Source organism: Pseudoalteromonas sp. TAB23, assembly GCF_000498075.1.
GTDB lineage: Bacteria > Pseudomonadota > Gammaproteobacteria > Enterobacterales > Alteromonadaceae > Pseudoalteromonas > Pseudoalteromonas arctica.
In genome coordinates this window covers 35979-49315 of sequence record NZ_AUTP01000344.1, presented here as the reverse complement: position 1 = coordinate 49315, position 13337 = coordinate 35979, and the positions used below count along the sequence as shown (strand labels likewise).

Sequence of the window (13337 nt, the reverse complement as noted above, 5' to 3'; positions counted from 1 at the left end):
CTGTCAGTGTTGAATTGCAGGAATTACAACTTCAGTTATGTATAATCCGGACGCTACTAAATAAGTTACTACAGGAATGCCGTACTCTAGGAGTATTAGATCCCGGAAAGTGCGGTTTGAAGACTCGATAAGTATCTTTCTGTCTGCCTCGTAATCTTCAAGCCATTTTGTAAGCTCATTATTTGTGAACTTGTTCGAAGTTATCTCTTCGCCACTTTCGATCTTTCTAGATAAGGTGTCAATTCCACGCTCGTATTTATCGAAAATATCAAAGCTACGTGCGAGTTTGTATTTAGCAAAATCAGAATGAGCAAACTTGACGAAGTACACTAAGTAATACGTCGCAATGAGAACTAGTGGTGTGATAGGGCTAGTGGATGTGCTTTCAAATTTTAGCCAGCCAATCTGTGTTAGTTGAACGCCAGCGATTAGTAAATAGGCAGTAATGCTTGAAAATAAAAGGAGTTTTGCTCGATGTTTTCTTGTATTCTCAGAAATAGGCTCTTTAAAAATAGAACTAAGAACCCTGTTTGTATCTGACTTTCTTGTTTTCAGCCCTGTATCGACAACAATTGTTCCCATGATTAATCCTTATTTTATGAGGCAATGATCCGAAGGTTTGGACTTCCCAGCTTTCAATAGACAGTTTTTAACTCAAAATAATACGCTTACTCAAACTTAGCAGGTGAAACACCGCTCGTGTGCGAATGACGCTTTTTTGGATTGTAAAACATTTCTATAAAATTGAATATCTCAGTTTTCGCATCTTTGCGTGTCGAATATATCTTAAGCTTAATTGTTCGTTTTTTAATCGTTGCGAAAAAGCTTTCAGCAACCGCATTATCATGAATATACACTCGAAGAGCAGTTTGACCAATCTATTAACGACGATATTTAGCCAACCTCAATGACCGCTTCTCGCTCATACCCGAATTCTTTTGTAGCGAGCTAAGCTTAAAACTGCATAAACACCGGAGTACAACTAATGCACCAGTTAACTATATATCAGCTTAAAAAGCCTTGGAATAAAAATAAGCTTGTAGGACAAAAGTTACCTCTAAAATTACAGCAAATATGGGCTATCCGAATACGACTGGAACTTTTTCATAAAATAAGAGATCTAGCACTATTTAACCTAGCCATAGATAGCAAACTAAGAGGGTGTGATTTAGTTTCACAAAAGTTAATGACATCGCACATGGTAAAACAATCCAATCACGGGCAATAGTCTTTCAAAAAAGACTGGTATGCCTGTTCAATTTAAAATTACTGGAAATACTAGAAAATCAATTGTGCCGATCATAGATCAATTTTCTCTCAATTCTTATGATTACTTGTTTAAATTACGAATTCATTCCTCTGAACACCTTTCAACCCGTCAATATGGACGTATAGTTGACTCTTGGGTCACCTCAATTGGGTTAGATAAGACTCAATATGGTACTCATCCTATGAGACGTACCAAACCATCACTAATTTACAAAAAAACTAAAAATTTAAGAGCCTGTCAGCTTCTACTTGGCCATAGAAATTAGAAATCACTGTAAGGTACTTGGGAATAGAAGTTGATGATGCGTTAGAAGTATCAGAACAGATAGATGCTTAAATTTGAACCTAAGCCAGACTCAAAGTTAGAGTCTGGCACGTGCCATGAACGGACGGTCGTAACCTTAGATTTTCGTTATACCTCGGAGACTTTAATACACATAAGGGTGTATTATGGTACACATGTGAGTGTAATTATGCCGTTGACAGTAAGTGTAAGGGGCGCTAATATGACGCCCATACTTCAAGTGGAGATTCAACTTTGCCATACACAGCAGAACAGACAGCAGAAAGGTTAGCTTTTGCACTCCAAAAACGTAGTGAGGAATCTGCAATTACACGATTTCAACTTTCATTAAAAGGTATTGGTGAAATGTCAGAAAAAGAAATTGTTGATAAAGTATTTTTATCATCACTGTCATCTGAGTTACTTAATAAGTCGTGGTGCATGTTTCAAGTTTCAAGCACTAGTTATAGCTTTATTCAACTAGATTCAGCCCAAAAATTCAGAAAATTAAGCGGTCAAAGGTTATCAACACTAATTGATAGTTAAGGCATATACCATGAAAAAAAGTAAAGTTAGCTCATTTGGTTTAAAAATAAGACTAAAAAAGATTATTCAACCGAGTAAGAAGAAACGTATAGCAAGTACAATTAGGGATATAAATATGGATTACCACCCTAAAGGTTTTGCAGGAAATACGGGGTGGTCAAATACATTTTTAACAAACGAGCTGGGGTTTTCATGGTATTTTAAATCACAAGATGATAGAGATGAAGCTTACAATGAATTTATCGGATTTATAAATAAGAACTTGCTCAATAAAATGGATATTGCTTTTCTAGATAATGTACAAAGTAGAAATAAAGTTTTTTATAAAAGAGTAAAGCGATTAGCTTAACGTTACTGAATTAGAGGCATAACGCCGCGTTGATCAGCGTAGCGGAATCGAGCTAACTGTCACGAATCCGCCTTAAACGCCTTGTTAGCCGAATTTAAAACGGCACCCTTCTTAATGGAACATCTCTATGAACGAAATACCTAAGCTCTTCCGCACTTAACCTATTGAAGTACTGATAATTAGTTTTAGGATCATGTTGATCAATGAGATCTGTTGAGTAAAACTCAACATCATTATTAGCAAGCGTTGAAAACCCCTCAACATCAATTAGATAATCGCTACCATCTACAGAAGGCAACCAACCCTTTCTAAGGGCTTCATATGCCAAAATCCAATTTTCAGTTTTTAATTCATTTTTATTCATTAAACTTTCCCAAAGAGGGAAGTTATAGGTTGTTGCAATTAAGCCTCTATTTCTTGCATCTAAAGTTAACAGTGCAATAAATGGATTTTCTACTTTTTCCAGCTCTAATAATGCTTCATCATCAAAACTTTGTGACAGTAAAATCATTCCAAATATTGACCAACAAACTTCACTTGTATGGCCCTGCCTACAATTTTCAATAATAATAAACTGTAAGGTTCTCTTAACCTCGGCTAGGTCAACATTCACACCAGCTGATTTATAAAACGCTATGAAATCTATGATGATAGGCAGTGTAGAAGGCTCTGCCGTAGCCCACTGCAATAATATCCGTTGGTATAAAGGGTAATTATTCGCTCTAACAATATGTGATGAAGTACGAATTACAGCATACTTCAAAATTGGTTCACTAGGCTCTTTTTCCAAAAAATTCATAGTGAGATCAAAGAATGACAATAATGACCTTTTTTGAACTGCATCTGTGGACATATTGATTTTATATTTTTGCAGCTCATGAAGCCATTGTGGGTCTATCTCTTCTGGGAGTTTAGTGATTTCGGTTTTAGACGAGTTTAACTCTAGCTCGTATGATGAAAGAACCTCTTGTAGCACAGAAAGAATTTCTTCTGCTTCTTGTAGTGTTTTACACCCAAACTCAAAATCATCAATATACCTATGGTAATTATTACCAATTTTGCTAATCAACTTCTCATCAATTTCAGACATTATTAATTCAGCAATGGCATATGATGTATCGCTTCCAATTGGAATCCCTTTAGTCTGTTGATCCTGTCCATTTCGGACAATCAAATCTATTTTATTTCCTAAGTTATTTTGAAAATAACGATTTTGCTTAGCTACTGCTTTTGAATGGATTGCCCACGGAATACTATGGGTATAAATAGTAGAGTAAAAATTAGCTATGTCTGCTTTAAGTAAGTACTTAGAAGCTGTTCTAGTTCTGAGCTTTTCATCAGGTAGAACTCCAAACCCTTTATCCCACTTTAAAGCCCTAGAAGAATTATCAACAACAGGTTTGCTTAAAGATTGATTTGAACGATCATAGACCAATTCGAAATCAGCCCAGTTGTTAGCTAATAATTGAGATATGTGAAAGTAATTTATTGGGTTTGGAACAGCCAAAGGTCGCCTTAACTTACCTCTTCGGGCTAAATTATATTTCGCACAAATACTGGTATATTTAGGTCCTCTATTACCATAAGAAAATGGCGGGGTATTTTGATTCGTCACATTTAATAAGGCATCACCATAACTTACGGTTGTAAATGGGACTGGTAATTCAGCTGGGAAATATCCTTTTTTTAATAACTTTTCTAGCACATAAACTCCTTAGTGCATATATTCGGCTAACGTCGCCATAAGCGGTGAGTAATAGTTGGCTAAAATGTGTAGCGAAGCGGAACCGAGCCAACTGTTACGAATCCGACTTAATGGCCTTGTTAAGTTTAAAATTACACAATTGATTGTCTATTGAAAATAACATGAGCTGAATTCCCAATTCACATAAACAGTTTATAGTTGACTCATTTTCAAGTGGCTCTGGTAATACAATTATTCTACTTACATTTGGTATGCCTGTACCATGCATAAAAAGCTGCCCGACCGCTGTATAAATAGATTGTGTATCTCCTGACGTTTTTACCTCGAAAATTGTAGTGATCTCCCCATCAAGCTCGATAGCAAGGTCTATTTTCTGAGTATTAAATACAACAGTATTTTTGAAGTTTTGTTCAACATATTGTTTTAGTTGGTCGACAACATATCCATGCACAACATTTGCTTCAGTAGTTGCTTTAGACTTTACTTTTTTCTTACCGCTAAATTCAGAAGAGAAATATTTAGCTCCAGACTCTTTAGCTTCATCTGCTTTCTTTTTTTCTATTTTTGAGTCATAAGAAGTTGTTGCTAGAGGTCTTATATGATTCCACAGTTCTACATCTGTCAATTTCTGGAGGCGATCGAATGCCTCTTGATTAGCAGCGGATAGTTTTTGTGGATGACCATCTTCAGCCATCCAACCTGTTCGCTCATTTTCTAGGTGGCTATCAAAATGATCTCGTAAATTTTTTAAGCTGTTCTTAAACTCAACTTCAGTTTTTTCGCCACCAAAAGTACCGTAGAATTTTGAATACGCTTCTTTCCATGAAGAGGCTTTAAGTGTTTCAGGGGGCTCATTTATTCCAAGCCTTGATAAAAAATAACCAACTTCGATTAATCGTATATCAAGAATACTACTCATAACTTCCCTTTAAACTTAACAGCTTATTGAACACCATTCTGGTGGTTTATAACACACCGAAACGGCGTTTATTACATACCCTGATAATTTCACCAATAATTACTTTTGTAAACAAGTAATTAAAACAGCTAGAAATTAAGCATGTTATTTTGCCCCAAAACGGCGTTTAATAATGTTATCGGACAAAATTAGGCTCCTACTCAAAAAAGCAGAAGTAAATTTAACTTTTCAATGTCTGCTTATCGCTCAAACCAGACCATATTAATTGGCTATACCAGCTCAATAAACATAATTACTAATTGAAATATAATGGCAAACACACCCAGCAATAACAAATAAGTGCCAAATTGCGTGGCTAAATTGGGTGCTTTTAGCACTGTAAAAAAAAGTGCCTAAACTATAAAAAATACCGCCGGCAAGTNTAGCCAGTAAAGTGCTTTTACATCAACACTTGAATAAAGCGGATAAACAATAGCCAGTGCAAACCAACCCATGAGTAAGTAGGTGGCGAGTGATATTTTTTTATTGCCGTTTTTTACAAATACTTTGTACGCAACGCCCGCCAGTGCAACAGTCCAAATAAATGTAAGTGTTGCCCATGACCAAGCACCGGTTAATGAGATTAATAAAAAGGGAGTGTAGGTGCCGGCAATTAATAAGTATATGGCGCAGTGATCGCACTTTTTATAAAAGGCTCTTAAGCGCGGTTGAATACTGGCGTGGTACAAAGTGGACGACAAAAACAGCACAAATAGGCTGCTGCCATAAATTGCAGTACTAACATACGCGTTAGTGCTGGTGGCTTGGCTAAATAAATCCCACATAACAAATGCGGCAAATACTATACCAAGTGCATGACTAATTACGTTTAGTTGTTCTTCTTTTTTAGAATAGGGCGCTTCTAACGACATGACAGATCCTACCACTATTTGAATGAATTTTAGTGTACAAGTGTACGCTGAGTTTTTCAATATTATAATTTTTATATGAATACAATAATTTATTGTTTTTCATAAAGTTGAAACATCAATTTAACCAATGCGTAATTAATAAGACGTAAAAAATTCGTAATAGTTCGTTAGATTACTGGTAATTCCTAAAAACAATTAACCGGACGAACAGTGAAAAACATGAAAAATAAATTAATAACACGGCCTTTTCTTAAACTTACTAAATTGTCTGTGGCGATGATTTGCGTTACATCAACAAATAGTTTTGCAGATCAAACCATAAATAAAGAACTTGATGAAATAGTGGTTGTTGCTCAAAAGCGTGCGCAATCAATACAAGATGTGCCCGTAACAATAAGCGCCTACGATGGCGACTTTTTAGAAAGCTTGGGTATAGGTGAACTAGACACTTTATCTGAAATAACACCAGGGCTTGTTATTCAAGAGCAAAGCCCTAACAACCCGGGCTTTGTAATTCGTGGTATTACGTCTGATAGTGGGTCGTCTCAATCATCCCCTCGTGTGTCTATTTATTATAACGGAGCAGATGTATCACGCTCTCGTGGCTCATACTTTGAGCTTTTTGATGTAGAAGGGATTGAAGTTGTTAAGGGACCACAAGCGACACTGTTTGGAACAGCAGCTTCTGTAGGTGCCATTAGTGTAGCAACACGTAAACCAGAAAAAGATTTTTCGGCTCAATTAAAAGCATCCGTTGGTAATTACTCGGCCAAAGGTGCTAGTGGCTTTGTAACGGGTGGCAATGATTTATTGCAAGGCCGTGTTGCTTTTACTTATCGTGAACGTGATGGGTTTATAAAAAATATTGCAGGAGATAGTAACTCCCAAAATCCGGCTGGGTTTAAGCAAGATGATATGCATGCTATTGAGCGTTTTTCTTATCGTCCGTCTTTACGTATTACACCTAGTGACCATGTAACGATTGATTTGGTGTATACGTATGAAAAAAATGATGACTCGGGTACATCTTTTAAAAATGGGCTTTATGCACCAACCGGTGGTGATACAAGTCCATATAGCTTTGTTGAAATGCCAGGTAGTCCGTATGCAGAGTCTGTGTTTGGAAAAAAAGACTTAGGTGTGGAGCGCACAGTTAACGATTTAAATTTGACTGTAAATTGGGATGTAAGTAACGATTTAACAATCACCTCAATTACTGCAGGGCGTAACTTTGACTCTTTAGAAGTGTTTGATGCTGATGGTACGCAAGCATGGTTTTTAGAATTTGCAGAAGCTGCTGAGGGCGATCAGTTAAGCCAAGAATTACGCGCTGTCTATACACAGAATAAGTTTACTAGTATTTTTGGTGTGAGTTACTTTGAAGAAGATGGTAGCCAGCGTATTCCATTTAGTACAGAGGAGTCTATATTTTTAAATTGCTTAGGTGTATTGGGCTCAGGTGTTCCTTGTATTAATAATGATGGTAGCGTTAATATTTTAACGCCAGCATTAACAGGTGGTGTAGTAAACGAGTTGCCATATTCACTAGAGTTTACAAACTATGGTGAAAACAAAGCGTACTCAGCGTTTGCTGATGTAACTTATGCTACTACTGAAGCATTAGAGTTAACAGCGGGACTTCGTTATATAAAAGAAGAAAAGCGCAGTGGCTATAGCTCTGCTGCACCCAATAGTGTTTTAACACAAGCGCCATTGTTTACGGTTGATACAAATGGTGAAACATTTTATGGCGATGCTGATTATGATGATTGGCTGCCACGTTTTAATGCGCTTTATATAATAAACCCTACTACAAATATGTATGCGACTATTTCAAAAGGGCGTCGTTCGGAAGTACTTGAAGTAAGTTCGGCTAACAACGAACAAGGAAATGTCGAAGCTTCTATATCAGAAGTCCCTGCGGAAATTATTTGGAACTACGAAACCGGTATTAAAGGCAAAGCGCTTGACGGGCGTTTAGATTACTCTGTCGCTGTATTTTATCAAGATTATTCTAACTTTCAGGTTACGTTACAGGATGATGAAGGCGTTGCGTTTTCTGCTGATGCGGGCTCTGCCACTAATGTTGGCGCAGAGGCTGAGGTAAGGGCGTTAATTAATAATGAGTTTGAGGTTTTTGCCAATGCGGCTTACCTTGATGCTGAAATAGATGATGATAGTAATAACGGTAACCTCGCAGGCAATAAATTTAGACTACAACCAGAGTGGACGTTTAGTACGGGGCTGTTTTATTCAACAGAATTGTCGAACTCACTTAATTTAACGAGCTCTTTAATATATAGCTACCGCTCTGAAGTGTTTTTTGAGCCAGCAAATGCGCCAATATCAGGCTTAGATATTAGCCAACCAGGGCTTGGATTAGTCAGTGCGCGCTTAGGTATCGCAAATGGTGATGACTGGGCTGTTAGTGTATTTGCTAGTAACTTATTAGATAAAGAGTATTTAGTTGATGCAGGTAATACTGGAGGGGGATTTGGCAACCCAACATTTGTTGCAGGAGCACCTCGCTTTGTTGGTATTGAGTTAACTCTCGGGTTTGGTGGACAATAATACATTTAACTACTTGATATTTTAATTGAGCCACTGCAAAGTGGCTTTTTTATGTGATCACGTTAAAGTGAATTTATATTAGGTAAAAATGAAACAAGATCTAAAAGCTGCTTTACTTACCGCCATTGTTTATCCTGGAGCGGGGCATTTTTCTTTAAAAAAACACCTTATAGGCGCTATTTTTGCAGGTGTATTTTCTGTTCTTTTAATTTTAACCCTAAAAGATATATTTGCGATTGCACAGTGTACTGCAAATGAAATTGTAAACGGAAAAATCCCCATGTCGGTTACGGCTATTTTAAAAGCCGCGCAACAACCATCTAACGCCTGCGCTCAACTCGCTGAATATAAGTACGTACCTTTAATGATTATAATTTGGGTGCTGAGCATGATGGATGCATATCGTTTGGGCAGAAAAGCGCTACCCACTAAAAAATAAGCCACTTAATCAGAACTCGGTTTGGTTGGCTTATTAATATTTTACCCTGATATTTAGCTATTATTGATGGCGGTAATAATTATTATTACCGCCTTTTCATTTTTATACATATTTTTTGTAACCGAGATTTTTTGCCCGCATCATGTAAATATCGTGTAAATGCCTGTATATACCCAGTAAAATCCTCAAACCTCGTTAAATCGCTCACTTGTTGATATTTAGTTAATTGAAATCCTTCTCCTTGTACCTTTTTATTCATTTAATGTTAATAAATAAATGATACTTTCTGCTCGCCAAATTAACTTTGTTTAGCTATTAAGTATTGGTTTGCTATCGATTTATTACGTCAAGCAATGACGACTGATAACTTCAATTTAAGGAAATACGATGAATAACAGTTCAAATAATCACAAAAGAAAGGATTTTAAAGTGGCGAGCTTATCGTTAGCTTTATTATTAGGATGCTCAACAATGGCCAATGCCGCTGTTGAGAAGTTAACGGTGAGTGGGAATCAAATTCTTGCGGGTGGAGAAAACACAAGCTTTGCAGGACCTAGCCTATTTTGGAGTAATACGGGGTGGGGCGCTGAAAAATTTTATACAGCAGAAACAGTAGCAAAGGCAAAAACTGAATTTAATGCAACATTAATTCGTGCAGCTATTGGTCATGGTACGAGTACTGGTGGTAGTTTGAACTTTGATTGGGAGGGCAATATGAGCCGTCTTGATACTGTTGTAAACGCAGCTATTGCTGAGGATATGTACGTTATTATTGATTTTCATAGCCATGAAGCACATACCGATCAGGCGACTGCAGTTCGCTTTTTTGAAGACGTAGCTACCAAATATGGGCAGTACGACAATGTTATTTATGAAATTTATAACGAGCCATTACAAATCTCGTGGGTTAACGATATTAAGCCTTACGCAGAAACAGTTATTGATAAAATTAGAGCAATCGACCCTGATAACTTAATTGTGGTTGGAACGCCTACGTGGTCGCAAGATGTTGATGTGGCATCACAAAACCCAATTGATCGTGCCAATATTGCTTACACTCTGCATTTTTATGCTGGCACGCATGGTCAATCGTATCGAAATAAAGCACAAACAGCACTCGATAACGGCATTGCACTATTCGCCACAGAGTGGGGAACAGTTAATGCTGATGGAAATGGTGGTGTTAATATCAATGAAACCGATGCATGGATGGCATTTTTTAAAACAAACAATATTAGCCACGCTAACTGGGCTTTAAACGATAAAAACGAAGGTGCATCGTTATTTACTCCAGGCGGTAGTTGGAATTCACTAACATCGTCAGGCTCTAAAGTTAAAGAGATCATTCAAGGTTGGGGTGGTGGTAGTAGCAATGTTGATTTAGATAGCGACGGGGATGGCGTAAGTGACAGCCTTGATCAGTGCAATAATACTCCCGCAGGTACAACGGTTGATAGTATTGGTTGTGCAGTAACTGACAGCGATGCCGATGGTATTAGCGATAATGTTGATCAATGTCCTAATACACCAGTAGGTGAAACTGTTAATAATGTAGGTTGCGTTGTTGAAGTAGTTGAGCCACAAAGCGATGCGGATAACGATGGTGTGAATGATGATATCGATCAGTGCCCAGATACACCCGCTGGTACAAGTGTTGATACAAACGGATGCAGTGTTGTAAGCTCAACAGATTGTAACGGTATTAATGCATACCCTAATTGGGTGAACAAAGATTACTCAGGTGGTCCGTTTACCCACAATAACACCGACGATAAAATGCAATATCAAGGTAATGCATACAGCGCAAATTGGTATACAAACAGCCTTCCAGGAAGTGATGCTTCGTGGACGCTTCTTTATACTTGTAATTAAGCACGTTTTATAAAATATGCGAAGAAGGTAAATAATACATTTACCTTCTTTTTAAAAGTATTAGCCTTTATAAACACTTTGGTGTTGTTCAACAATATTGTAGCTTGGGGAGTTTATGTTATCTATATAGCGCCAATCGGTTGTGATTTGCTCTTTAGTAATAGTCAGTAACATATACCCACGGTGTGATAAGTCACAATAGTTTAAGTCGTTTATTAACAATGAAAGCGAGTCAGCCATTTGCTTTGCTTGTGCTGTATTAAGCGCTAAATAATGCTCCATACCCGGGGATGTAACACCAGGCGTTGCAAATTCTACTCCTATGCTTTCGCCTTTTGCATTTTTTAATGTGCCATGCCACGCATTGTGCGTATCACCTGCAACCACGACTAACTTTTTATTTAATGCGGTAACGCTTTTGTATAATGCTTCGCGCTCGCTTGGGTAACCATCCCACGCATCTAAATTGTAAGGCATTAAAGTATTTACGCGTGCGAGTTGCTCAGGTGTTACCGCTTTATTAGCTAACACGGCTTTTTTAATGGCAACAAGCTCTTTTAACACCTGCGGTATTTTAGTGCGATCGGATTGCGAGAATATTTCAGTAGGTAGCCACATTTTAGTCATCAATACTTGCTGGCCCAATACTTGCCATTTTGCATTTGATTTAGTTATTGCACTCGTGAGCCAGTTTAGTTGTGTGTTACCTAGTAACTGCCTACTTGGATTATTTAAATCACTGGCAAAGCGCGCAACATCCATTTGTTTGGTCTCTAGGTTTTTATAGTCGCTGTAAGCAAGTTGTTTATCGCGTGCTATTACGCGCGTATCTAGCATGTGCAAGCTTATTAAATTACCAAAATCGAAGGTGCGGTATATTTGCGGGCTTTGTTCGCCCATAGGCGGTCTAATTGGCAGCCANGCTTGAATAGCTGCTGCACGGCGCTTAAAAAAGTCACCTTCATCAGGGGTATGATTTTCAGCACCACTTTTATAGGTATCGTTGGTAACTTCGTGATCATCCCATATTGCAATAAAAGGCGCTGCAGCGTGAAGAGCTTGAAGGCCTTGGTCTGTTCTGTAAATAGCATAGCGCTTACGATAGTCGCTAAGGGTAATAATTTCACCACTGTTATCGGCTGNCCGCCCATTGGGTATTCGTAAATGTAATCTCCCAAATGCAGTACCACATCTAAATCTTTTTGTTTAGCGGCATCGGTGTAGGCATTAAAGTACCCAGCAGGATAGTTTGAGCACGACACAACAGCCATTTTTACTTGTTCAATGTTATTTATTGGTAGTGTTTTAGCACGGCCAATTGGGCTTTGTGTATTTAAACCCATAAACCGATAAAAGTACTCTGTGTTTGGATCAAGTTCTTGCACATCTATTTTTATTGTAAAGTCTCTGCTTTTATCTGTTTGTTCGCGTCCGCTGCGGATGATGTTTTTAAATTGAGAGTCACTTGCCAGTTCCCAAGCAACAGTAACTTCAAAATTTGATTGAGAAGTAGTTGCACGTGTCCAAATTATTAAAGCATTAGTGAGCGGATCGCCACTGGCTACACCGTGTTTAAATTCAATAGCCGATAAAGGTTTGTTTGTTAATGTTTGAGCACAACCTGTAATGGCACTCGATACTGCGACGGTAAATATGCTTGCTGCTGAGATTTTTAAAAAATTTCGACGTGATGAAAGGGTCATACTGCACTTTTTGAATTATTTATAGTGGTGTGCACTTTAGCGGGTAGATATGACGTTTTTATAAACGCTAAATGTATTTAGTGTGACGGTATTAATACATTTAACCCCTTTTATTTATTAACTAAAAAGTAGTCAAAAAATTAAATTAAATGGTTAAATTAACGAGGTATGAATTTTTTAAATTAAAGTGGCGCATGTAAAGTTGTTTAATTACAGTTGCTTATAATTTATTTTTATGTTGGCACAACCCTTGAGTATGTAACTACGTCTAAACAATACACAAACAAGGAATACCATTATGAAACATTCAATTAAAATCGCTATGGCAAGTTTATTAGTATTAGGTTCTGCGCAAGTACACGCAACAGAAGTGGACCTAGATGTAACTGATATATTAACTCAAAGTGTAGCAAGCTATGTTAAGCAAACCACAATCGAGCTTGAAAAATCACTAAAGGAGACGCTTTATTTTGATGCTAAAACTGTTTTAGAGGGTTTATTAGATGAGCCCGTTTTAACAAATAGCACAACGCTTAAAAATACTGACACTAGTATAAAAAACGCAAAATAAATTATTTAAAGGATTAAAACGATGAGCAGTGAACTTGGATTATTTGCATTAATGTTAGCACCCGTAGTCAGTATGATTAGCGCTTATTACTCGGTTCAAGTGTTTAAAGCTATGGGAGGTTGGTTTAATCTTTAGCCAATTATATAGCTGGTAATTAATTCGATTCATACAAAGCTGATCGACTTAGCAAAAGCGCACG

General features: G+C 37.4%; 9 protein-coding genes and 3 pseudogenes. 7 read left to right on the top strand and 5 right to left on the bottom strand.

Going from position 1 to position 13337, the window contains the following annotated elements:
* Positions 1-3 precede the first annotated feature (3 nt).
* Positions 4-582: a hypothetical protein gene (locus L654_RS0123155; RefSeq protein WP_024609173.1), complete on the bottom strand. Its 579-nt coding sequence runs from the start codon at positions 580-582 to the stop codon at positions 4-6.
* Between the two features lie 403 nt (positions 583-985).
* Between L654_RS0123155 and L654_RS1000000128465 the strand changes: the two are divergent.
* The 3 genes and pseudogenes from L654_RS1000000128465 (at position 986) to L654_RS0123140 (ending at position 2447) form a co-directional block, all read left to right on the top strand.
* Positions 986-1606 (top strand): annotated as a pseudogene (locus tag L654_RS1000000128465) (tyrosine-type recombinase/integrase).
* Between the two features lie 201 nt (positions 1607-1807).
* Positions 1808-2098 carry a hypothetical protein gene (locus L654_RS0123145; RefSeq protein ID WP_024609171.1) on the top strand — a complete coding sequence of 97 codons (291 nt, stop codon included), beginning with the start codon at positions 1808-1810 and terminating at the stop codon, positions 2096-2098.
* A gap of 10 nt (positions 2099-2108) precedes the next feature.
* Positions 2109-2447, top strand: a complete 339-nt coding sequence (locus tag L654_RS0123140; RefSeq protein WP_024609170.1) for a hypothetical protein — start codon at positions 2109-2111, stop codon at positions 2445-2447.
* 94 nt (positions 2448-2541) lie between these two features.
* Here L654_RS0123140 and L654_RS0123135 read toward each other — a convergent pair whose 3' ends face one another.
* The 3 genes and pseudogenes from L654_RS0123135 to L654_RS01000000126715 form a co-directional block, all read right to left on the bottom strand.
* The gene (locus L654_RS0123135) at positions 2542-4152 is read right to left on the bottom strand and encodes an RNA-directed DNA polymerase (protein ID WP_024609169.1); all 1611 of its coding nucleotides are present in this window, start codon (positions 4150-4152) and stop codon (positions 2542-2544) included.
* Positions 4153-4246: 94 nt separating this feature from the next.
* Entirely contained in the window at positions 4247-5071 is an 825-nt protein-coding gene (locus L654_RS1000000127120) for a hypothetical protein (RefSeq protein WP_024609168.1), read from the bottom strand.
* Positions 5072-5350: 279 nt separating this feature from the next.
* Positions 5351-5982: pseudogene (locus L654_RS01000000126715) on the bottom strand (hemolysin III family protein).
* A gap of 219 nt (positions 5983-6201) precedes the next feature.
* On the opposite strand from L654_RS01000000126715, the gene L654_RS0123120 reads away from it, so the two are divergent.
* The 3 genes from L654_RS0123120 (at position 6202) to L654_RS0123105 (ending at position 10864) form a co-directional block, all read left to right on the top strand.
* Positions 6202-8553, top strand: a complete 2352-nt coding sequence (locus L654_RS0123120; protein WP_024591097.1) for a TonB-dependent receptor — start codon at positions 6202-6204, stop codon at positions 8551-8553.
* Positions 8554-8641: 88 nt separating this feature from the next.
* Positions 8642-8992 (top strand): hypothetical protein, encoded by a 351-nt coding sequence (locus L654_RS0123115; protein ID WP_024609167.1) that lies wholly within the window; start codon positions 8642-8644, stop codon positions 8990-8992.
* Between the two features lie 387 nt (positions 8993-9379).
* The gene (locus L654_RS0123105) at positions 9380-10864 is read left to right on the top strand and encodes a cellulase family glycosylhydrolase (protein ID WP_024609166.1); all 1485 of its coding nucleotides are present in this window, start codon (positions 9380-9382) and stop codon (positions 10862-10864) included.
* Positions 10865-10924: 60 nt separating this feature from the next.
* Here the strand turns inward: L654_RS0123105 and L654_RS01000000126710 are convergent.
* Positions 10925-12567: pseudogene (locus tag L654_RS01000000126710) on the bottom strand (alkaline phosphatase D family protein).
* A 298-nt stretch (positions 12568-12865) separates the two neighbouring features.
* On the opposite strand from L654_RS01000000126710, the gene L654_RS0123095 reads away from it, so the two are divergent.
* Complete coding sequence (locus tag L654_RS0123095; RefSeq protein ID WP_024591093.1) at positions 12866-13138, top strand: hypothetical protein; 273 nt, start codon at positions 12866-12868, stop codon at positions 13136-13138.
* Positions 13139-13337: the final 199 nt, after the last annotated feature.